The 22,143-nt window shown below is 74.9% G+C and carries 16 protein-coding genes and 1 other RNA gene; 10 read left to right on the forward strand and 7 right to left on the reverse strand.

The window, feature by feature from the left end; genetic code table 11:
* Positions 1–45: 45 nt before the first annotated feature.
* The 6 genes from prfB (at position 46) to ssrA (ending at position 6,689) form a co-directional block, all read left to right on the forward strand.
* The gene (gene prfB, locus D459_RS0113105; protein WP_026120347.1) at positions 46–1,164 is read left to right on the forward strand and encodes a peptide chain release factor 2; all 1,119 of its coding nucleotides are present in this window, start codon (positions 46–48) and stop codon (positions 1,162–1,164) included.
* 328 nt (positions 1,165–1,492) lie between these two features.
* Positions 1,493–2,182: a cell division ATP-binding protein FtsE gene (gene ftsE / locus D459_RS0113110; RefSeq protein ID WP_017593464.1), complete on the forward strand. Its 690-nt coding sequence runs from the start codon at positions 1,493–1,495 to the stop codon at positions 2,180–2,182.
* A 90-nt stretch (positions 2,183–2,272) separates the two neighbouring features.
* Positions 2,273–3,181 carry a permease-like cell division protein FtsX gene (ftsX, locus tag D459_RS0113115; RefSeq protein WP_026120348.1) on the forward strand — a complete coding sequence of 303 codons (909 nt, stop codon included), beginning with the start codon at positions 2,273–2,275 and terminating at the stop codon, positions 3,179–3,181.
* 102 nt (positions 3,182–3,283) lie between these two features.
* Positions 3,284–3,748 (forward strand): SsrA-binding protein SmpB, encoded by a 465-nt coding sequence (smpB, locus tag D459_RS0113120; RefSeq protein WP_017593466.1) that lies wholly within the window; start codon positions 3,284–3,286, stop codon positions 3,746–3,748.
* Positions 3,749–3,771: 23 nt separating this feature from the next.
* On the forward strand, positions 3,772–5,835 hold the full coding sequence (locus D459_RS0113125) for a penicillin-binding transpeptidase domain-containing protein (protein ID WP_026120349.1): 2,064 nt from the start codon (positions 3,772–3,774) through the stop codon (positions 5,833–5,835).
* A 481-nt stretch (positions 5,836–6,316) separates the two neighbouring features.
* Positions 6,317–6,689: a transfer-messenger RNA gene (gene ssrA, locus D459_RS34350) on the forward strand.
* Positions 6,690–6,770: 81 nt separating this feature from the next.
* Here ssrA and D459_RS0113130 read toward each other — a convergent pair.
* The 6 genes from D459_RS0113130 to nagA form a co-directional block, all read right to left on the reverse strand.
* Entirely contained in the window at positions 6,771–8,039 is a 1,269-nt protein-coding gene (locus tag D459_RS0113130; protein ID WP_017593468.1) for an MFS transporter, read from the reverse strand.
* A gap of 67 nt (positions 8,040–8,106) precedes the next feature.
* Positions 8,107–9,033, reverse strand: coding sequence for a LysR family transcriptional regulator (locus D459_RS0113135; protein ID WP_017593469.1), 927 nt, complete (start codon positions 9,031–9,033; stop codon positions 8,107–8,109).
* A gap of 111 nt (positions 9,034–9,144) precedes the next feature.
* Positions 9,145–9,459: a TetR/AcrR family transcriptional regulator C-terminal domain-containing protein gene (locus D459_RS31540; protein ID WP_017593470.1), complete on the reverse strand. Its 315-nt coding sequence runs from the start codon at positions 9,457–9,459 to the stop codon at positions 9,145–9,147.
* A 470-nt stretch (positions 9,460–9,929) separates the two neighbouring features.
* Positions 9,930–10,241: a hypothetical protein gene (locus D459_RS0113145; RefSeq protein ID WP_017593472.1), complete on the reverse strand. Its 312-nt coding sequence runs from the start codon at positions 10,239–10,241 to the stop codon at positions 9,930–9,932.
* A 111-nt stretch (positions 10,242–10,352) separates the two neighbouring features.
* Positions 10,353–12,836, reverse strand: a complete 2,484-nt coding sequence (locus tag D459_RS31545) for a glycosyltransferase family 4 protein (RefSeq protein WP_051065419.1) — start codon at positions 12,834–12,836, stop codon at positions 10,353–10,355.
* Positions 12,837–13,084: 248 nt separating this feature from the next.
* On the reverse strand, positions 13,085–14,233 hold the full coding sequence (nagA, locus tag D459_RS0113155; protein ID WP_017593473.1) for an N-acetylglucosamine-6-phosphate deacetylase: 1,149 nt from the start codon (positions 14,231–14,233) through the stop codon (positions 13,085–13,087).
* A gap of 608 nt (positions 14,234–14,841) precedes the next feature.
* Between nagA and D459_RS0113160 the strand changes: the two genes are divergently transcribed.
* On the forward strand, positions 14,842–15,360 hold the full coding sequence (locus D459_RS0113160) for an NADPH-dependent FMN reductase (RefSeq protein WP_017593474.1): 519 nt from the start codon (positions 14,842–14,844) through the stop codon (positions 15,358–15,360).
* Between the two features lie 79 nt (positions 15,361–15,439).
* Here D459_RS0113160 and D459_RS0113165 read toward each other — a convergent pair whose 3' ends face one another.
* A complete protein-coding gene (locus D459_RS0113165; protein ID WP_017593475.1) occupies positions 15,440–16,342 on the reverse strand; it encodes a hypothetical protein in 903 nt (300 codons plus the stop codon).
* 210 nt (positions 16,343–16,552) lie between these two features.
* On the opposite strand from D459_RS0113165, the gene D459_RS0113170 reads away from it, so the two are divergent.
* The 3 genes from D459_RS0113170 to D459_RS0113185 all read left to right on the forward strand — a co-directional run bounded on the left by D459_RS0113170 (position 16,553) and on the right by D459_RS0113185 (position 21,648).
* Positions 16,553–18,805, forward strand: coding sequence for an acyl-CoA dehydrogenase (locus D459_RS0113170; protein WP_017593476.1), 2,253 nt, complete (start codon positions 16,553–16,555; stop codon positions 18,803–18,805).
* Positions 18,806–18,813: 8 nt separating this feature from the next.
* A complete protein-coding gene (locus tag D459_RS0113175; protein WP_017593477.1) occupies positions 18,814–20,463 on the forward strand; it encodes a GDSL-type esterase/lipase family protein in 1,650 nt (549 codons plus the stop codon).
* 174 nt (positions 20,464–20,637) lie between these two features.
* The gene (locus tag D459_RS0113185; RefSeq protein ID WP_017593479.1) at positions 20,638–21,648 is read left to right on the forward strand and encodes a GNAT family N-acetyltransferase; all 1,011 of its coding nucleotides are present in this window, start codon (positions 20,638–20,640) and stop codon (positions 21,646–21,648) included.
* The last annotated feature ends 495 nt before the right edge of the window (positions 21,649–22,143 follow it).

Consider the following 22,143-nt stretch of genomic DNA (forward strand, 5'->3'; position numbering starts at 1 on the left):
AGCCGCTCTCCGCGAGCACGGCGCGGACGCCCTAGACTTGGGTCCGTGGCAGACGTAGACCCCGCAGAGAAGCTCAAGGAACTCGCCTCGACGCTGGCGAGCGTCGAGGCCGTGCTCGACCTGGACGCCAAGAACACCGAGATCGCCGAACTGCGCGAGCAGTCTGCCGACCCCGAGCTCTGGAACGACCAGGCGCGGGCGCAGTCGGTCACCCGGCGGCTGTCGGACCTGGAGTCCACCGTCAACAAGGTGACCTCCATCGGGCAGCGCCTGGAGGACCTGGGCGTCCTCTACGAGCTGGCCGAGGCGGAGGAGGACGCGGACACCCGGGCCGAGGCCGACCGCGACCTGGAGGCGCTCCGCGCCGACATCGGCGAGCTGGAGGTCCGCACCCTGCTGAACGGCCCCTACGACGCACGCGAAGCGCTGGTCACGGTGAACGCGCAGGCCGGCGGGGTGGACGCGGCGGACTGGGCGCAGATGCTGCAGCGGATGTACCTGCGCTGGGCCGAGAAGCACGGCTACTCCACCGAGGTCTACGAGACCTCCTACGCCGAAGAGGCCGGCATCAAGTCGACCACCTTCGCGGTCAAGGCGGCCTACGCCTACGGCACGCTCCGCGGCGAGCACGGCACGCACCGGTTGGTCCGGATCTCCCCGTTCGACAACCAGAACCGGCGGCAGACCTCGTTCGCCGGCATCGACGTCGTCCCGGTGGTGGAGCAGAGCGACCACATCGACATCGACGACGGCGACCTGCGGGTCGACGTGTACCGCTCCTCCGGCCCCGGCGGCCAGGGCGTGAACACCACCGACTCGGCGGTGCGCATCACCCACCTGCCCACCGGCATCGTGGTCTCCTGCCAGAACGAGCGCTCGCAGCTGCAGAACAAGGCCACCGCGATGGGCATGCTCCAGGCCAAGCTGCTGGAGCGCAAGCGCCAGGAGGAGCGGGCCGAGCTGGACGAGCTGCGCGGCGAGGGCACCAGCAGCTGGGGCACCCAGATCCGCAACTACGTGCTCCACCCGTACCAGAGCGTCAAGGACACCCGCACCGGGATGGAGACGGGGAACACGGCCGGCGTCCTGGAGGGCGACATCGACGGGTTCATCGACGCCGAGATCCGCTGGATGCGCAGTGCAGAAGGGGCTTCCGGGGAGTAGTCGGGGGTAGCAGCGGCGGCCCGGGGACGAGGCTCGCGATACGTTACCGTTATGTTCGGTTGACAGTTCCGATATGCTCGTTTCTGCTGCCCGGTCGACGGGCGGCCGTGGCCGATGCGGCAGGTGGGCCAGGCGGGAGCCGGGTGCAGACCCGCTCTCCGCCGGATCGCCCCGCCCCGGCGGCGGGGCCCGGGGTCCGTATCTTCAAGGACATTCCGGGTTGCGATCGCCTCTACACTGTCGTTTGGCCCCGTGGCCGGTACTGCCCTGAGCGGAAGCGCTGTGTCCGCCTGGGTGCCCCTACCTTCGAGAACCTTGTGATGCACCTGTGATCCACTTCGAAAACGTCACCAAGGTCTACCCGACCCAGAAGCGCGCCGCACTGGAGAACGTCTCCATCGACGTCGAGAAGGGGGAGTTCGTCTTCCTCGTCGGCCCGTCCGGCTCGGGTAAATCAACGTTCCTCCGGCTCGTCCTCAAAGAGGAGAAGCCCACCAAGGGCAGGGTGCATGTCGCAGGCAAGGACCTCGCGCGCCTGTCCAACTGGAAGGTCCCGCACCTGCGGCGCCGCATCGGCTGCGTCTTCCAGGACTTCCGCCTGCTGCCGAACAAGAACGTCTTCGAGAACGTCGCGTTCGCGCTGGAGGTCATCGGCAAGCCGCGCCGGTTCATCCGCAAGGTCGTGCCGGAGGTGGTCGAGCTGGTCGGCCTGGAGGGCAAGTCCAACCGGATGCCCGACGAGCTGTCCGGCGGTGAGCAGCAGCGCGTGGCGATCGCCCGCGCGTTCGTGAACCGCCCGCAGATCCTGCTGGCCGACGAGCCCACCGGAAACATCGACCCCGCCACTTCGATCGGCATCATGAAGGTGCTGGACCGAATCAACCGGACCGGCACCACCGTGGTGATGGCGACGCACGACGCCGCCATCGTCGACTCGATGCGCAAGCGCGTCATCGAGCTGGAAGAGGGCGTGGTCGTCCGAGACCAGACGCGCGGCGTCTACGGCCAGGCCTACTGACCCGGCCCTACCGAACGACGGGTGGCGAGAGCCCGCCGCTGACCCGGCCGGAGCAGCGCCGAAGCCTTCAAGGATGGACCTTCAACACTCATGCGAGCACAATTCGTACTTTCCGAGATGTGGATCGGCCTGCGCCGAAACCTCACGATGACGATCGCCGTCATCATTACGGTGGCGATCTCGCTCGCCCTCTTCGGCAGCGGTCTCCTGGTCCAGCAGCAGATCTCGCACATGCGGCAGTTCTGGGACGAGCGGGTCTCGGTCACGGTGTACATGTGCACCGACGTCTCCCCGTCCAAGGTCTGCCAGGAGAACGGGGCGGCCACCAAGGAGGACCGGGAGAGCCTCCAGGCCGACCTTGAGTCCCTGCCCGAGGTGAGCAACGTCGAGTACGTCACCGCGGCGGAGGCCTGGAAGGAGTTCCAGGACCGCTTCTCGGAGAACCAGGCGCTGACCGAGGCCGCCCAGGAGGGCGACATCCCGGACAACTTCCGGGTGCAGCTCAAGGACCCCAACCAGTTCGACGCGGTGCTCAACGCCGTGGAGGGCCGCCCGGGGGTCGACTCCGTCCACAACGACCAGCAGGTCCTCGACCAGTTCTTCGAGCTGCTCGACGGCCTCAAGTGGGCCGCCCTGGTGGTCGCGTTCGTCCAGTTGGCCGCCGCCGCGCTGCTGATCGGCAACACCATCCGGCTGTCGGCCTACAGCCGGCGCCGGGAGACCGGCATCATGCGCCTGGTCGGTGCGTCCAACTTCTACATCCAGCTCCCCTTCCTGCTGGAGGGCGCCATCTCCGGCCTGATCGGCGGCGTCATCGCCTCCGGCTTCATCGTCGGGGCCAAGTTCCTGCTGCTGGACCGGATCCAGAGCTGGTTCAACTTCGACGTCTCACTGAGCGGCGGCTCCGTCGCCTACGTCATCGGGCTCTCGCTGATCCTCGGCATCCTGCTCTGCACCATCGCGTCGTTCCTGACGCTCCGGCGCTACCTGCGGGTGTGATGCACCCTCCGGGGCCCGCCCGCACCGACGGGCGGGCCCCGGGGTTCCGCGGACCGGCGGCCCGCCCCCATCAGGGAACGGACCGGAAAGAGGAGAGGTCCTGTGCCTCGGGAAAAAGGGCGCAAACTCATCGCGCAGAACAGGCGCGCCCGGCACGACTACCACATCGACGACACCTACGAGGCGGGCCTCGTCCTCACCGGGACCGAGGTCAAGTCGCTGCGCGCCGGCCGAGCCTCGCTGGCCGACGGCTTCGCCCACGTGAAGAACGGCGAGGTCTGGCTGGAGAACGTCCACATCCCGGAGTACGCCCACGGGACCTGGACCAACCACGCCTCCCGCCGACCGCGTAAGCTGCTCCTGCACCGCTCCGAGATCTCCCGGCTGATCGGGAAGACCCAGGAGCCCGGGCGTACCCTGGTCCCGCTCTCGCTCTACTTCAGCGACGGCAAGGCCAAGGTCGAGATCGCCCTGGCCCGCGGTAAGCGCAGCCACGACAAACGCCAGGACATCGCCGCGCGGGAGGCGCAGCGCGATATCGAACGCGCCTTGCGCCGCCGGCGCTAGGCACCGGGAAAGGATTCACCAGGGTGTCCCCCCGCCACTTCCGCCGCTTCATCGCCGCAGGCACCGGTGTCATCGCGGCGGCGGCACTAGCCGGATGTACCACCCAGCCCCGGCCGGACGTGGCGGTCCGCACCTTCCTGCTGGACTGGCAGGCCGGTGACTACGCCGCCGCGGCCTCCTTCACCGACGGCGACCCCGAAGAGGTCGCGGCCGCGCTGGAGGAGGCGCACGACCAGCTCGACCTGGCCGGCGTCCGGTTCGGCCTGGGGCCGCTGGAGCAGGACGGCGACACCGCCGTCTCCGAGTTCGAGGCCCAGGCCGACCTGGGCATCGGCGACCCGGTGTGGAAGTACACCGGCCGGATGGAGCTGCGCCGCGGCGGCGACGGCTGGCGCGTGGTCTGGGACCCCTCGGTGATCCACCCCGACCTCGGCGCGGGCGAGCGCCTCGCGGTCAGCTACGACGTGCCCGACCGCGGCGGCATCCACGACCGCACCGGCAGGGCGCTGGTCGGCGAGGACGCGGTGACCGCCTTCGGCGTGGTCCCGTCCGGCCTGAAGGACGCGGAGAAGAACATCACCGCGCTGGCCGAGCTGCTCGGCGAGGACCCCGACCCGCTGATGGACCGGGTCCGCTCCGCCCCGCCGGAGGAGTTCCAGCCGCTGGTGCTGCTCCGGAAGAAGGACGTGAAGGCCGGGGTGCTGGCCGAGGCCAAGGCGATCCCCGGCGTGGAGACCAGGTCCCTCGCGATGCCGCTCACCCCCGAGACCGCCCGCGGCGTGGTCGGCGAGGTCGCCGGCACCGCCGAGCACAACGTCTCCTCCCGGGTCGCCAGCGCCTACCAGGCCGGCGACACGGTCGGGCTGAGCGGCATGCAGAACGTCTTCCAGCAGCGCCTGGCCGGTACCGCCACCACCGAGGTGGTCACCCTCGGCGAGGACGGCGAGCAGACCGGCGTGCTCAAGGAGTGGCCCGGCACGCCCAGCGGCTCCGTCACCACCACCCTGGACGCCGAGGTGCAGCAGGCCGCGGAGAGCGCGCTGCAGAGCATGCCGGGCCGCGGCCACCTGGTCGCCGTCGACTCCCGCACCGGCGAGGTGCTCGCCTCGGCCAGCCGCCCGAACGCCTTCGACAACACCGGCGCGTTCACCGAGGAGTACCGCCCCGGCGGCGCCTTCGGCATCGTCTCGGCCGCCGCCGCCCTGCAGACCGGGGCGGTCTCCGGCGCCGACGCGCAGCTGGCCTGCGAGCCCGGCGTCGAGGTCGGCGGCACCGAGTTCGGCAACGAGAACGAGACCGGGCAGTGGACCCAGCCGCAGGACCTGGCCACGGCCTTCGCCACCGGCTGCACCTCGGCCCTGGCGGGCCTGGGCGAGAAGACCGGCGAGGCGGGCCTGGCCGAGGCGGCCGAGCAGTTCGGCATCGGCGGCGACTGGCAGCTCTCCCTGCCCACCTACAGCGGCGAGCTCTCCGCCTCCGGTGAGGCCGGCACCGCCGCGGGCATGGCCGGCACCGACGGGGTCACGGTGAGCCCGCTGTCGATGGCGCTGGTGGCGGGTGCGGTGGCCGACGGCACCTGGCACGCCCCCCGGCTCGCGGTCGACGCCGACGACGACATCGCGGAGAAGCCCGGCGAGGACCGGGAGCTGGACGCGGGCACCGTCAAGGAGCTGCGCGCCCTGATGCGCGCCACGGTGGAGCGCGGCCAGGCCACCCCGGCCAACATCGGCACCGTCCCGGTGCACGGCCAGGTCTCCCAGGTCGAGCAGAAGATCGGCGGCAAGGACACCGCGGTCCAGTGGTTCGTCGGCTACCAGGGCCACGTCGCCTTCGCGGCCGTCGCCGAGGTCCCGGCGGACCAGGTCTGGGACCAGTACGCGCTGCTCGGCGGGACCGGCTTCCTGCAGGGGCTGCCGGTCGGCTACGTCGAGGCCGAGTACGAGGCCCCGGTGCTCGGCGGCGCCGAGGACGGCGAGGACGCGGAGCAGGGCGAGGAGGGCGCCGCTGGCGCCGGCGCCGGCGCCGGTGCCGACGGCGCGGACCAGGCCGGCCAGGAGGGCGCGGCGCAGCCTCCGATGGGCGGCTGAGCCGCTCGCGGGGCCGCCGCGGAGCGGCCCCGGGCACGGCCCGCGGAAAAGTTCGCGGGAGCGAGCAACCATCGCGCGCCCTGCGTGCGTCTTCCCCCTTGACTGGGTGACGTAATGGGGGGTTGCGGAAGCCAGTCCATGAGGCGGGACCTCATCTCGGGGGAGGTCTCGCCGTAGGAAGGCCGGCCCGACCCTGCCGGCCGCCCTCGCGGGTGGCGTTGATGGATCTCGTCCGCGCCCGCGAGGGTTTCTTCCTGTCCGGGCCCGCAGGACCCGGGCCCCGGCGGACCGGCCGGGGGAGTGCTCCTCGGTCCCCGCCGAGGACACGGACGGATAACGGTCCGGCGCGCCCGGCGCCCCGCGGGAATCCACTTGGCCTTCGGGGCGTTGTACCGGTAGCGTTGGATCGCTGGGGCACTCCGGTGCCCCGCGGAGCCGCGAGCTCCGCTCGCGGGCCCCCGGGCCCGTTGAAAACTGCACAGGGGGTGATCGGTTTCGACTTCGGTAGCCGTATCAGGGGAAGCGGGTCGAGGGTTGCGTTTGTGACCTCGTAAATCCTGCATTCGCATAAATATCAAGTGCCAATTCCAAGCGCACTGAGTTCGCCCTCGCTGCCTAAGCGATAGCGACTCTGTCGGCCTGAGCCCGTCCTCGGCTCAGTGTCCGGCATCGTTAAGAGGACTCACCACCCGGATCGGGCCACGAGGCCCGGGTGGGACACCTTCGTGGCTGGGCCCGTCAGTGAACTGTTCGTGGTAGCACTGGGGCCGAGTAGAACGGCAGCACGGACTGCACCCGGAGAAGCCCTGGTTCGTTGCTGAAGGACGCGGGTTCGATTCCCGCCACCTCCACCTCAGGGAGAGCCCCTGGTCCGCGAGAGTACTCGCGGACCAGGGGCTTTTCGCGTGCCGGGGTGCGGGGCCGCCGCACCGGCCTCAGCGGCCGGCGGCCGGAACGGCGCTCCGGCCGGCTCCGCCCGTGCGGCCGCGGGCGCCTCCCCGCCCCGGCCGCGCCCGCCGGTCGAGCGCACCGGAGAGCAGCGCGAAGAGCAGGCCGCCCGCGCCGAGCAGGGCGGCGATCCAGATGGGGGAGGTGTATCCGTACCCGGCGCCGATGGCCGCCCCGCCGAGGAAGGGGCCGGCGGCGTTGCCGATGTTGAAGGCGGAGACGTTCGAGGCCGAGGCCAGGTTCGGCGCGCCCTCGGCGGTGGCCATCACCGTGGCCTGCACCGGCGGGATGACCGCGGCCACCGCCGCGCCGAAGAGGATGAAGCCGGCCACCGCGGCGGCCTTGCCCTGCACGGCGGGCAGCAGCACCAGCGAGGCGGCGGTGACCGCGGTGAGCACCCCGTACAGCGCCGGCGTCAGCGCGCGGTCGGCGAGCCTGCCGCCGATCGGCGTGCCGATGACCATGCCGACCCCGAACAGGACCAGCACCACCGGGACCGCGCCGTCGGAGAAGCCGGTGACCTCGGTGAGCAGGGGGGAGATGTAGGTGACGACGGCCAGGGCGGGGGCCCAGCCCAGAGCGGTCGCGCCGTAGGCGAGCCACAGCCGGCCCCGCTTGAACACCGCCAGCTCCCCGCGCAGGTTCGCGTCCCGCCCGGCCGGCCTGTGGGGAACGAGCCTGAGCACCCCGAGGAGGACGATCACCCCGATCGCGGTCACCGCCCAGAAGGCGGAGCGCCAGCCCAGCGCCTGCCCCAGGGCGGTGCCCCCGGGGACGCCGAGCACGTTGGCGATGCTCAGCCCCATGAACAGGGTGGCGATCGCCCGGGCCCTGCGGTCCTCGGGGACCAGGTCGGCGGCGGTGACGGCGCCGATGCCGACGTAGGCGCCGCCGGCCAGGGCGGACAGGATCCGGCCCGCCATCAGTACGGCGTAGGCGGGGGCCGCGGCGCTGATCACGCTGGAGCCGATGAACAGGGCCATCAGCCACAGCAGCATGGTCTTGCGCGGCACCCGGGTGCCGAGTGCGGCCAGCAGCGGGGCGCCCACCACCATGCCCAGGGCGTATCCGGAGACCAGGAACCCCGCAGTGGGGATGGAGACGCCGAAGTCGGCCGCGATCTCGGGAAGCAGGCCGGCGATGACGACCTCGGTGGTGCCGACGGCGAACGCGCCGAGCGCGAGGGCGGACAGCGCGGCGGGCGCGGAGGAACGGTTCTGGGGGCGCGTCTTCGGACGCGCAGGGTCATTGCTCACCGGTCCACTGTCGAACCCCTGCCGACCTGGAACAACGCCGAAAAGCGCAACGTGCGGTAAGCCGGGCTCACCGATCGCCCGCCGCTGCCGCGGCCTCCGCACCGACCTGCACGAACGCGCGGACCCGGGCGGTCTCCCCGGCCGCCCGCCACACGATCCCGTACTCCACCGGCTCGGCGTCGGTGAAGGGGACGTAGGCGACGCCCCGCGGGGTGTGCCGCCGGGCGACGTCGGCGCCCACGGGGGAGATGCCCTTGCCGGCGCCGATGAGGGCGAGGGTCTCCTGCAGCGTGGCGGCGGACCGGCCGCGCTCGACGGGCCGGCCGCCGGGGGTGCGCAGCGGCGCGTTGTGCTCCTGCCAGTACGCCGGCACCTCGCCGGTGCAGGCGAACACCTTGTCGTGGGCGAGGTCCTCGAGCGAGACGGACTCCCGCTCGGCCAGCGGATGCCGGGAGGGTACGGCGAGCATCCGCGGCACGGAGAAGACCACCGGGCCCCGGGTGAGATCGGGCTCGTCGACGGGGAACTGGGTGACCAGTACGTCCACTTCCCCCGTGCGCAGCGGCCCGAGCAGGTCGCTGATCTGCGTCTCGCGGATCTGCACCTCGGAACCGGGGTGGCGGGCGGTGAAGGCGTCCGTCACGTCGAGCACGAACTCGCCCGCCGCGGCCCCCAGGTAGCCGACCCGCAGCACCCCCTCGACGCCCTTGGCGGCGGCCTGCGCCCTGGCCACGCCCTCCTGGATGCGCCGGTATGCGGGTTCGAGGTCGTCGTGGAGCCGCCGCCCGAGCGGGGTCAGCCGGACCCTGCGGCTGGTCCGTTCGAACAGCGGGGCGCCGATCCGCCGCTCCAGCCTCCGGATCGTCTGGCTGACCCGGGCCCGGGAGACGAGCAGCCGCTCGGCGGTGCGCCCGAAGTGCAGTTCGTCGGCGAGCGTCAGAAAGCTCTCGATCTCCAGCCGTTCCACCATCAGCCCCCGGAAGCGGAGGAGCACCTCCTGCCTGGTCCGCGCGGGGGACGGAGCCGGGCCCCGTCCCGCCCGGGGGCGAGCCTATACCCTGGCGCCCGCCCGGCCCGCGGCCGGTACGCGGGCGCCCGCGCCGCTTCAGGGGCGTGCGCGCCTGCGTTCGAGGCCGTCGAGGGTCAGGTGGAGCCCGAACTCGAACCCGCCGTCGTCCCCGCCCCCCTGCCGGAGGCGGTGGCGGATGTGCGCGGCCAGGTCGGGGTGGTCCCCGGGCGGGAGCGAACGCAGGATGCGCTCGCCGGTCTCCTCCGCCCGGTCCGGGGCGAGGGGGAAGGCCGGCTCCTGCAGGGCGTGGCCGACGATGCGGTTCTCCACCGTGTGGAAGGCGAGGTCGAGGAGGTCCGGCGGGAAGCCCGCCCCGCGCAGGGTCCGCAGCGCGCCGTCCAGGTAGCGCATCCGGGCTGTTCGCGTCCCGGCGCCGCGGCCCCAGGGCGGTGATGTTCGCGGCGAGGCCGAACCGGGGGACCTCGCGGTGCTCACGGAGGTGATCGGGGCCGGACGGGTGCGGCCCGCAGTCGGGTGGACCTGCGCACCGGCCGGCGTCGCGGAGGCCCTGGCCCGCCAGGGGGAGGGGCATGCGCAGGGCAAGTCGGTGGTGGCCGTCCGGTCCTGACCCCGGTGCCGGCGGCTTCCCGGGGCGGTGCGGCCGCGGTCCGCGGCCCGGCGCGGGGGGAAGGCCCTCCGGGCGCTCCCGGGGCGCGGCGGGTGCGGCGGCCGGCCCGGGGATCCCCCGGCCGGGCGGCGGTCCGGCTCCGGCCGCGGGGCCGGAGGCGCTCGCGTTCCGGGGGGACGACCGCCCGGAACGCGCCCCGGGGCCGGGGCCCGCGGAGGGGCCCGCCGGCCGGCGGGGCACTGGATCCGGGCGGTCAGGGGTCGGTGGCGCCGACCAGCCACGCGACCTTCTTGGCGGTCATCGGGATGCTCTCACTGGTGCCGAGGTGGACGCCGAAGGAGGCGAGGAAGGCGTGGTTGTGCTCGCGCCGCTCGCACCCGATGTCCTCGACGGCGTAGTCGGAACCGGGGTTGCGCACCCGCAGGACCGGCGGCTCGGGGCCGACCAGGCTGGAGGTGACACCGTACTTCGTGAGCGCTTCGGCGAGCAGGGACAGCTGCCTCCGCTCGACGCTCTCCGGCGCCTCGGACGCCGAGCGGTAGCGGGCGTTCTCGATGTCGGCCATGGCGCCTCCTCCTCACGGACGGGTGACCTGCTGTAGCCGCCATTGTCACCCTGCGTACGGTTACCAGGTCGTAACCATGGCTTCGACACGCCGGGCGGACCTGCCCGGCCCTCACCCGGGGAGCCCCGGGAACTTCCGCCGCCACCTGCGGATTCGCCTGCGCAGCGCGTGCGGGAGGTCGACCGGGGCGTACTCGATGACGGTCGCCCCGTCCACCTCCCGGATCCGCGCGTAGACCGGGAGCGGGCCGATCCACCACCGGCGCGGCCCGGGCGGATCCGGGCAGCCCGGCTCGGCGTCGCCCAGCGCGCCGCCGGTCTGCAGCACCACCCGCCGGCGGCCGAACGGCACGGCGCGCCGGGCCAGCGTCACCCAGGCGGTGTAGTACACGCCGCCGGCGTCCTGCTCGGTGCTGAGCGGGAGCGGAACCGTGTCCGGCGCGTCCCCGACGAGCAGCAGCCGGAGCGAGTCGGCCGAGACCGCTTGGGACCGGATCGCCCCGCTGATCAGCAGGGACGGCAGCGGCTCGGGCGTCGCCCAGCGCACCGCGAGGTCGCTGACCGCGTGCGCCAGCGGGTCGGCGCCCTCGTCCGGGCCGCAGGGCGCGGTGCGCAGTGCCAGCCGGCCGGCCCGGGTGTAGCGGGGCTGGACCAGGAACGCCCCGCCCCGGCCGTCGGCGCAGGCGACGGCGTGCGGGTACCCGGTGATCCGGGACCAGTCGGCGGCCCCCAGCAGCAGCCGGCCCACCCGGTGCTCGGCGCCGAACGCGCGCAGCACCAGGCTCCAGTTCACCGGCGCCGCGGGGTCGTCCAGGGCGGGGAGCAGCCGGGAGTGCCCGGTGGCCACCTCGGAGGTGGGCACCGCGGCGGTGAACACGCCGGCGGCGTCCACCGGGGCGGCCGCGGTGACCCGGTCCGCCCCCGCGCCCGGGCGCAGCACCAGCAGGCCGTCCGGGTCGCCCCGGCCGGCGCCGAGCACGCTGCCGGTCACCGTCACCGCTTCGGCGGCCACCTGGACGTCGCGGACCTCGGCGTACCGGGCGGCGCCGCGGACCGAGACCCGGAGCAGGCCGGCCGCGGCCCGCTGCGGCAGCACGAACTCCAGGCCGCCGGGGTGCTCGGCGAGGCCGCCGGAGGCCGGGGCCGGCGCGGAGCGCAGGTCCAGCAGGGTGGCCGGGACCGGGACCGGGGCGCCGTCCTCGTCCCGGCGCAGCACCGAGCAGGCGCCGCCGGCCCGCCTGATGTCGGCCGGGGTGATCGGCACCGACCCGTTCTGCGCGGGGATGAGCTGCTCGCCCTCCTTGCCCTGGAGCACGACGGCCTGCGGCGGGTGCGCGAAGCGCAGCCGCACCGACCCGTCGGCCGCCGCCTCGGCGGCGCAGTGGTCCGGGGCGGGCCCGTCCTCCGGCGGCGCGGTGGGGCGCACGGTCCGCGCGGAGCGCGGCGCGGGGACGGACGGGGCGGCGAGCAGGTCGGTGAAGAGCTCCTCGTGCCGCCGGGCGATGGCCTCGGGCGCGTACCGGCGGGAGCTCTCCAGGGCGGCGGCGGCCATCCGGCCGCGCAGCGCGTCGTCGCCCATCAGCCGGTCCAGCCCGTCGGCGATCGCGCCGACGTCGCCGTTGGGCACCAGCAGCCCGTCGTGGCCGTCGGTGATGATCTCGGCCGGACCGAACGGGCAGTCGGTGCTGAGCACCGGCAGGCCGGCCCGCATCGCCTCCACGATGGTCATGCCGAACGGCTCGTCGCGCGAGGTGACCGCGCAGAACGAGGAGATCGCCCAGGCCTCGTCCATCCGCGGGTGCGGGCCCATCATGAAGGCGCGGTCGTGCAGGCCGAGCGCGGAGATCTGCCGCCGGCGGGCGTCCAGCCCCTTGCCGCGCCCGTAGATCCGCAGCGTCCACCCCGGGTGCTCGTCGGAGACCCGGGCGAACGCGTCGATCAGCAGGTCGTAGCCCTTCATCCCGGTGAGCCGACCGGCCGCGGCGACGGTGCGGCGGGGTGCTCCGCCCGCGGTGAGGGCGGGTTCCGGAACGCAGTTGGGGATCGCCCGGACCACGACGCCGGGCAGCCGCATCCGCTCGCGGTAGGCGGCCGCGTCGGCCTCGGTGACCGGGACCAGCGCGCTCAGGTGCGGGTAGGCGCGGGACATGGCGGCCATCAGCCCGCGGCCGTACATCCGGTGGGTGAGGTGCTCCTGGCCGACGACGGCGATCCCGTCCTCGCGCAGCGGCAGCCGGGTGAGCAGGATGTTCAGTCCGGCCCGGGTGCCGACCGCGACGTCGGGCCCGGCTTCGGCGAGGGCCCGCGCGATGAGCTCGTCGGAGGCGGCGCTGTGGTCCCGGTGGAGCTTCTCCTCGACCGGGTAGAGCCGGGAGGGCCGCCGGGCGGACTCGCCGGCCGGCGGGTCGCGCAGGTCGATCACCGGGCGGACGCCCACCCGGGGTCCGACCGGCAGGACCGGGTCCTCCCGGTGCCGGAAGACCGAGACGACCTCCACGCCGTGGCCGAGTTCGGCCAGGGCCTCGGCCTGGTTGATCACCGTCCGGATGGTGCCGCCGATGCCGTACAGGTTGTGGATGAGGTAGACGATCTTCACGTTTCCCCCGTGGTGGCCCGATTCATCGGTCGGCGGAGGGGGAGCTCGGACCGCATGCCGGGGCAAGGGTGCGGTCCGCCGCCTGACCTGCCATTTTCCACACAAGGGGTGATTCGGGCATTACGACACGCCGCACCGGAAATCGCCACGGAGTGCACCGGTGGGATGTACCGGGGCGAAAAGCACGACGCGCACCGCCGGCCGGCGGTGCGCGCCGCAAAGGGGATCGGGCGCCGGGTGCTCCGGGGTCAGAGCGGGCGGACCCACTCGCCGCGGTGCACCACCCCGGCCACCTCCAGGTCGTCGTCGAGGATCAGCAGGTCGGCGTGGAAACCGGGCTCCAGCGAGCCGACCTCGGGGATGCCCAGGGCGCGGGCCGGGACGGTGGCGGCCGAGCGGGCCGCGGCGGCCAGGTCGACGCCGGGCACGGTCCGCACCGCGCGGCGGATCGCGTCCGGAAGGACGATCGTGCTGCTGGCGATGGTTCCGTCGGCGAGCAGCGCCCGGCCGCCCTCCACCCGGACCTCCAGCTTGCCCAGGCTGTAGGTGCCGTCGCCCAGCCCGGTGGCCGCCATCGCGTCGGTGACCAGGGCGACCCGGTCGCCCCCGGCGGCGTCGAAGGCCACCTGCGCGGCGGCCGGGTGGACGTGCACGCCGTCGTTGATCAGCTCCAGCACGACCCGCTCGTCGGTGAGCGCCGCGCCGATCGGCCCGGGCTCGCGGTGGTTGAGCGGGCGCATCGCGTTGTACAGGTGGGTGGCCATGGAGGCGCCCGCGTCGAAGGCGGCCCGGGCCTGGTCGTAGGTGGCCTCGGTGTGCCCCACCGCCACGGTGATCCCCTCCGAGACCGCGGCGCGGACCAGGTCGAGCGCGCCGGGCAGCTCCGGGGCGACCGTGATCATCCGGATGTGGCCGCGCCCGGCCTTGACGATCCGGGCGAACTCGGCGAGGTCGGGCTCGCGGAGCAGGGCCGGGTCGTGCGCCCCGTGCCGGTGCTCGGAGATCCACGGGCCCTCCAGGTAGGACCCGGCGATCTCGCCCGCCTCGGTCAGCTCGGCCAGCGCCGCGACCTGGGCCAGGGTGTCGGAGGGGGAGGCGGCGACCAGGCCGCCGACCACGGTGGTGACGCCCTGCTCGCGGTTGAACCGGACGATGGAGAGGAGCCGCTCGGGGTCGGTCTCGGTGAACGCCGCGCCCGCACCGCCGTGCACGTGCACGTCGACCGCGCCGGGCAGCACGGTGCGGCCGCCGACGTCGACACCGGGGCCGGCCTCGGCGGGCAGCGCGCCGGCGCCCAGTGACCGGATCCGGCCGTCCTCGATGTGCAGCCAGCCGAGCCGGAACCCCTCGGGGGTGAGCAGCCGTGCGTTGGTCAGGGTCGTCGTGTTCGCGCCCATGTGGTTCCGCGTCCTCCCGAATGCCCTCTGGGGCTCTCCTGGCACGCCTGTGCCCGATGCCACACTGCCGTCCGAACCGTCCCCGGCAGGGCGCGGGGCGGCCCCGGCTCCCGAAGGGAACTGGGGCGTTGCGCACGCCGAGGCGGGGAGGTGTCGCGGAGGGCGGAGGCCGCGGCGGTTCCGCGCGCGACATTTCCGCCCAACATGCATTGACCATAGCGCCCGCTCACCCCATGATGGTGGGCATGACCGCCGGTGAGCTGCTCGTCCAGCGCCTGCATGTCGATCTGAGGCAGCAGGCCAGCGCCCTGTGTCGTAGTTAGCGCCGTCGGGGCCAGGCCCCGACGCCCGGAGCGCCCTCGCCGCCGTTCCCGCCGCGAGCCCGCCCGGGATCCGCACCGGTCGTGTCCCTCCGCCTCTCCCTCCTCTCCGCCGCCCGCTCCGCGTGCGGTGCACCCGGCCGTCCACAGCGCCGTCGTCGGCCGAGAGGTGCGGCACCCCGGTATCCAGGCCCATCGATCAGGCCCGCGCGCGCACCGTACGCGTCGCGCCCGACGAACCCACAGCGCTTTCGCGGCCCGCGCCGCCCGCACACTGGAGACCGCCCCATGACCCGTTTCACCGTGCTCGTCGCCGACCACGCCTCCGATTCCGCCCTCGGCTCCGCCGCGGTCCGCGCCGCCCGGGCGCTCGCCGCCCAGGCCGGCCTGGAGGCCGAGCCGGACACCATCGACCTGGCCCGCCTCGGCCCGGCGCTGCTGGCCGCCGACACCGGCCGGGACGTCGCCGACGCGCTGGACGCGGTCCGCGCCGCCGACGTGCTGCTGGTCGCCACCCCGCAGACGCACGGCTCCTACACCGGCCTGCTCAAGGTCTTCCTGGACCGGCTGCCCGAACTGGGCCTGGGCCGCGGCGTGGCGGTCCCGATGGCCTCGGTGCCCGACCTGCGCAATGGCCGCAACATCGAGGCCGACCTGCGGGTGCTCCTGTCCGACCTGGGCGCCTGGGTGGTCGAGCCGGCCCTGCTGCTGGCCTCCACCGAGCTGGAGGAGCCCGCCGGGGTGATCGGCGCCTGGGCCGAGGTCGCCGCCCCGGCCCTGCGCCAGGCGGTCGCCGTCTCGGCCTGACCCGGCCCGCAGCGGCGGAGCGGCCCCGCGTCCCAGGGCGCCGGGCCGCTCCGCCGTTCCGCCGGTCCCGGCGCCGGGGTCACCGGGGAGGGGCGGCCTCGCGGATCCGGGAGGTGTCGGCCTCGGCCTGGGCGGCGTTGCCGCGCACCAGGACCACGACGACCAGGGTGAGCAGGAACCCGGCCGCGCGCAGCGCCAGCATCAGCGGGTCCTCGGGCAGGCTCTCGCTGAAGATCAGGGTGCCCAGCACGACCATGAAGACGTTGCCGGTGACGTTGGCGACCGGGGCGGTGATCGAGGCGCGGGCGCGCTGCAGGGAGGCCTGGAAGAGCACGATGCCCACCGCCCAGCCCAGCGCGTACAGGTAGGGGAAGGGCGAGGCGAGGGCGGGGAGCAGCGCCCCGGGCAGGCCCTCGTCGGCCAGGAGCCCGCCGAGCGCCTTGCCCTGCAGGCCGGCGACGCCCTGGGCCAGGCCGGCCGCGGCCCCCATGGCGGCGGCGGAGACCGAGCGCCCGCCGCCGGAGGCGAAGGCGACCGCGGCGACGCAGGCCGCCACGGTGCCCACGCTCACCGCGAGCAGGAACGGCATGTCCGGGGTGGTCCCGGTGCTCCCGCCGTTCCCTAGGGAGAGGCTGAGCAGCAGCAGCGCGACCGGCATCAGCGCCAGCGCGGCCTTCTCCCCGCGGGAGATCGGGTCGCCCAGCACCAGCGCGGTCAGCAGCAGCATCAGCGCGATGCCGCCTGCGAAGGCGGGCTGGACCACCGAGACCGGGGCCAGCCCCAGGGCGACCACCAGGCCGAGGCTGCCGAGGGCGGCCAGCAGGCAGCCGCCCACCCAGCGCGGATCGCCCAGCAGGGTCCGGGCCAGGTGCAGCGGGCGGCGCACCGAGATGGAGGGCGCGCGGTGCAGGGCGCGCTGCTCGACGGCCAGGCCGACGGAGTAGACCGCGGCCGCGAGCAGCGCGGCGACCAGACCGGTCACGGGCGACCGCCTTTCCGCCGACCGGGTCGGCGCGTGAAACCTGTTCGTATCGGATCTTCCGCGGACGTACCGGGGTCGGTGCGCCGAACCAGCAGGAGCTGGACGGCTCGCCCAGACCGGAAAGGCCGATCCTAGTTGACTCTGTATATATAACGAGTTCTAGTCTGGTGTCGCGGCAGGACCAGCGCGAACCGGACCGAGGAGCTGCCGATGGCGATCGGACTGACCGGAGAACACGAAGAGCTGGCCGCGGCGGTGCGCGGCCTGATCGAACGCACCGTACCGGACGGCCCGGGCGGCGCCGGGCCGGGGGAGGAGGGGCAGGACCCGCCCGCCCTCCGGGCCGGCCTGGCCGCCCAGGGCCTGCTCGGCCTGCACCTGCCGGAGAAGTACGGCGGGCAGGGCGGCGGCCTGCCGGAGCTCGCCGTGGCCCTGGAGGAGCTCGGCCGCGGCCTGGCCGGCGGCGCGTTCCTGCCGACCGTGCTCGCCTCGGCGCTGATCGACCGGTTCGGCGGGCCCGAGCTGCGCGAGCGGCTGCTGCCCGGACTGGCCGACGGGAGCCGCACCGCGGCCGTCGCCCCCGGCCCCGCCCTGGCCGCCGTCCCCGCACCGGGCGGCGGGATCGCGGTCTCCGGAACGCTCCGGCCGGTCCTGGAGGGCGCCGGGGCCGACCACGTCCTCGTCCCGCTGCTCACCGGCGGCCGAGAGGCCTGGGCGGTCCTGGACGGCGCGGCGTTCCGGCGCACCGCGCTGCCCGCGCTCGACCTCGGCCGCGGCGTCGCCCGGCTGGACGCCGACGCCCTGCCGGTGCCCGACGGCGCCCTGCTCGCCGGCCTGGAGCGGGAGGACGCGGAAGGGATCGCCGCGGTGCTGCTCGGAGCCGAGGCCGCCGGGATCGCCGCCTGGTGCACGGCGGCCGCCGCCGACTACGCCGGGGTCCGGGTCCAGTTCGGCCGGCCGATCGGCCGGTTCCAGGGCGTCAAGCACAAGTGCGCCCGGATGGCCATCGCCCTGGAGAAGGCCCGCGCCGCGGTGTGGGACGCCGCGCGCGGCTACGCGGAGAACCCCGGCGGGCCCGCGCCCGAGCAGGTGCGGTTCGCCGCCGCGGTCGCCGGCCTCATCGCCCCCGACGCCGCCCTCGAATGCGCCCGGGACTGCATCCAGGTGCACGGCGGCATCGGCTTCACCTGGGAGCACGACGCCCACCGCTACCTGCGCCGGGCCTCCACCCTGCGGATCCTGGCCGGCTCCGCCGCCGACCGCGCGGCCGACGTCGCCGACCTGGCCCTGGCCGGGCACCGGCGCCCGGTCGAGATCGGCCCGCAGGACGCCGAGGACACCGGGCTCCGAGAGCGGATCCGGGAGGAGGCCGAGGCGCTGGCCGCGATCGCCGGAGACGGCGAGCGGTTCGCCGCCATGGCCGAGCAGGGGTGGGTCATGCCGCACCTGCCCCGGCCCTGGGGGCGCGGCGCCGCGCCGCTGGAGCAGGTCCTCATCCAGCAGGAGGCGCGCCGCGCCGGGCTGCGCGGACCCGGCCTGGCCATCGGCGCCTGGGTGGTGCCCTCACTGGCCGGACACGGCACCCCCGGGCAGCAGGAGCGGTTCCTCGGGCCGACGCTGCGCGGCGAGATCACCTGGTGCCAGCTGTTCAGCGAGCCGGGCGCCGGCTCCGACCTGGCGTCGCTGGCCATGCGGGCCGAGCGGGTCGACGGCGGCTACCGGCTCACCGGGCAGAAGATCTGGACCTCCATGGCGCAGCTGGCGCAGTGGGGCATCTGCCTGGCCCGCACCGACCCCGGCGCCTCCGACCGGCACCAGGGCATCACCTACTTCCTGGTGGACATGGCCGCCCCCGGCCTGGAGGTGCGCCCGCTGCGCGAGCTCACCGGGGACGCGGTCTTCAACGAGGTCTTCTTCGACGGCGTGTTCGTCCCCGACGACCAGGTGGTGGGCGGGGTCGGCGACGGCTGGCGGGTCGCGCGCACCACGCTGAGCAACGAGCGGGTGGCGCTGTCCGGCGGGAGCGGCCTCGGCGCCGGCGTGCCGGAGCTGCTCGACTTCCTCGGCAAGGCGCCGGGACCCGGAGAGTGGGGCGCCGCCGCCCCGGCCGACCCCGCCGACCGCGACGTCCGGGTCTCCGCCGGGCGGCTGATCGCCCTCGGTCAGGCGATCGAGCTGCTCGGGCTGCGGGTGACGCTCAAGCAGCTCTCCGGGACCGAGCCCGGCGCCGAGTCCAGCGTGCGCAAACTGCTCGGGGTGGAGTTCAACCAGCGGGTGGCCGACCACATCTGGGAGGGCCAGGGCGGGGCGGCGGTCTGCGCCGACCCCTCGGACTCCACCGGCGCCTGGGCCCGCTATATGCTGTTCAGCCGCTCCATGACGATCTACGGGGGCACCACCGAGGTGCAGCTCAACATCATCGCCGAGCGGCTGCTCGGGCTCCCCCGCGACCCGGAGGCATAGCGGCGGCCGTGCACGATCCTGACCACGGCGGGAACCCCCCGCCCGCCCCCGGCGGCCCCGGGAGGCTCTCCCGCGCGCTCGCCCGGCTGCGCGGCGCCGCACGGCGCCCGCGCGCCGGCGGGCGCTTCCAGCCCGGCGCGCTCGGCCTGGCCGGCGTGGCGCTCGCCGCGATGTGCGCCACCCTCGTCGTCATCCAGACCTTCGGCGGCACGTTCCGCACCGGCGGGGAGCCGGAACCGGACCCCTCCGCGCCGCCGGCGGTCGGCACCCCGCCGGAGGGCACCGCGCGGGTGATGATCGCCGGCGACTCCCTCGTGCAGGGCAGCACCGGCGACTTCACCTGGCGCTACCGGCTCTGGAAGCACCTCGCCGCCTCCGGCGCCGACGTCGACTTCGTCGGCCCCTACGACGACATGGTCGAGCTGGAGACCGGCGAGTTCGGCGACGACGGCTACGCCGACCCGGACTTCGACACCGCGCACGCCGGGGTGTGGGGGGCCACCGCGGAGAACGTCGCCGCGGGCATCGGCGAGCAGGTCGCCGAGCACGAACCGGACTACCTGCTGCTCATGGCGGGCACCAACGACTTCGTGCACGGCGGCTCGGCCGCGGACGCCCTGGAGGGCGTGCGGGACGCGGTGGGCAACGCCCGGGTCGCCGACGGCGGCCTGCAGATCGTGCTCGGCGAGGTCACCCCGCACTGGGGCACCGGCCGCGACGAGGAGCTGAACGAGAAGGCGGTGGAGTTCAACCGGCTCCTCCCCGGGCTGGCCGAGGAGCTGAGCGGACCGGCCCCGGTCGTGGTCGCGCACACCGCCGAGGACTACGCCCCGGCCGACGACAACTGGGACACCACGCACCCCAACGCGCGCGGCGAGCTGAAGATCGCCGCGGCCTTCGCCGACGCGCTGGCCGGCCCGCTCGGGCTGGGCGAGCCCTACCCGCGGCCGCTGCCCGACGTGGACACCGGCCCGCGCCGGGCGCCGTCGGTGCAGGCCGAGGAGGAGGACGGCGAGGTGGTCCTGACCTGGGACCCGGTGCCGGGCGCCACCGGCTACCAGGTGCTCCAGCAGCGGGTCGACCCCGACCCGGACGACCGGGTGCCGCTGCCGGCCGAGGTCGGCGGCTCCGGCGGCGAGCCGCGCACCGCCACCGTGGACCGGCTGCTCAGCGGCGCCACCTACGAGTTCGTGGTGCGCCCCTACAAGGGCGGCGACGGCGGCGCCGGCTCCGAACCGGCCCGGATCACCGTCGACACCGACCCGCCGCCCGCCCCGGACCGGGTCCGGCTGGAGGACGGCGGCACCGACGGCGGCACCGAAAGCGGCACTGTGCTGGCCTGGGACGAGGTCCCCGAGGCCGGGCACTACGAGGTGCTCCGCCGCGCGATGAGCTGCGAGCGGCCCGCCGACCCGGACGGCGAGGACGGGGCGGGGGACCCGGACGGCGGGAGCGGGCCCGGCGACTGCTCCCCGGTCGACGGGCACGGGCCCGGCCGGGGCGCGGGATGGAGCACCGCGGCCCTGGTGGAGGGCGGCGCCACCGAGTGGACCGTGTCGGCCCCGGCCGGCGGCGCCTACGAGTTCGCGGTCCGCTCGCACCGCGACTACGTCGAGGGCGGCCACTCCGCGACGGTGGAGTACGTGCCGGAGGAGTGACCGGTCCCGGCGAGTCCGCGGTCCGCTCGCACCGCGACCACGTCGAGGGCGGTCGCTTCGGGGCCGTGGAGTGCATGCCGGGGGAGTGACCGGTCCCGGCGAACCGGTTGCCCGATGGCGCCCCGGTGCGGGATAACGGAGGGCGCATCGGTCTTCGGGAGCACGGGGGCGCCAGTGCCGGTCATCCAGCAGGTCGATCCGCATGACGAGCAGGCGCTGAAGGCCTGGTATCGGGCGCTGCGGGCGGGGGCCGCGGCGGGCAGGGACCGGCCGCTCATCGCCGCCTACCAGGAGGTCCGTGCCGCGCTGCGGGAGCCGGGCGCCGGGGCGGAGCGCTCGGTGTGGGCCGCGGTCGCCGCCGGCGGCGTGGTGGGCAGCCTGCTGGTGGAGCTGTACGGGGAGGGCAACCGGCGGGTCGCCGAGGTCGATGTGAGCGTCCCCGCAGGCGAGCGCGGCCAGGGCTACGGGTCGGCGCTGCTCGCCCACGCGGAGCGGCTGGCCGCGCGGGCCGGCCGTCGGGTGCTGCTGGCGGAGGCGCACGTCCCGGCGGGGCAGGCCCCGGCCGAGCACCCGGGGACCCGGTTCGCGCTGGGCCGCGGCTTCCGCAGCGTGCACCGGGAGGACCACCTCGTGCTCGACCTGCCCGCCGACGAGGAGGCGGTGGCCGCGCTGCTGGCCGGGGCCGCGCGGCGGCGCTCCGGCTACCGGCTGGACACCTGGAGCGGGCCCTGCCCGCCGGAGTTCGTGGCGGAGGTGGCCCGGCTGCGCTCGGCGATGGAGCGCGCCGTGCCCACCGGCGGGGTGCACTTCGCACCGCGCACCTGGGACCCCGAGCGGGTCCGGGAGGTCGAGCGGCGCCTGCTGCGGCAGGGCTTCACCTCGATCGCCTCGCTGGCCCGCGCCGCCGACGGCGCCCCGGCGGGGTACAGCGAGCTGTTCGTGCCCGGCCACAACCCGGCCGAGGTCTACCAGGACGACACGGTGGTCCTCACCCCGCACCGCGGCCGCGGCCTGGGGGCGGCGCTCAAGGCCGGCAACCTGGCCCGGCTCGCCGCCGACCACCCCGAGCGGCGCCGGGTGCACACCTGGACGGCCGCGGTCAACGGCCCGATGCAGCGGATCAACCGCGGCTTCGGCTTCCGCCCGGTCGAAGTCGCCCACCGCCTCCAACGCGACGCCCGCTGAGGAGAGGAACCGCCGAACAAGCGGCCGACTCTGCGTACCGGCAGCCGCTGGGTGTGTTCAGGCCGGCAGTGACGGCGAGGGGAGGGCCAGGGCGCAGGTCTCACCCGGGCGCGGCATCTCGCGGAGCGAAGGCCCAAGCAGGAAGCAAAGGCGGGGAGGGACACCGGCCAGTCGGTCGGGCTCGGCGTCTCGCGGAGCGGAGGTTCAAGTGGGCGGCGACGGCGGAGGTAGGGGCGGGGCCCGGCGCCTCACCCGGGTGTGGCGTCTCGCGGGGGCGGGGTTCAGGCGGGCGGCGAGGGCGGGAGGGGGACCGGCTGGTCGGTCGGGCGCGGTGCCCCACGTGGCGGGGGTTCAAGCAGGCGGCGAAGGCGACGGTGGGAACCGGCTGGTCGGTCCGGCGCGGCGCCCCACGTGGCGGGGGTTCAGGCGGGCGGCGACGGCGGAGGTAGGGGCGGGGCCGGGCGCCCCAGCCGGGTGCGGCATCTCGCGGGGGCG

It is taken from the genome of Nocardiopsis potens DSM 45234 (genome assembly GCF_000341105.1).
In the GTDB taxonomy this organism is placed as follows: Bacteria; Actinomycetota; Actinomycetes; order Streptosporangiales; family Streptosporangiaceae; genus Nocardiopsis_A; species Nocardiopsis_A potens.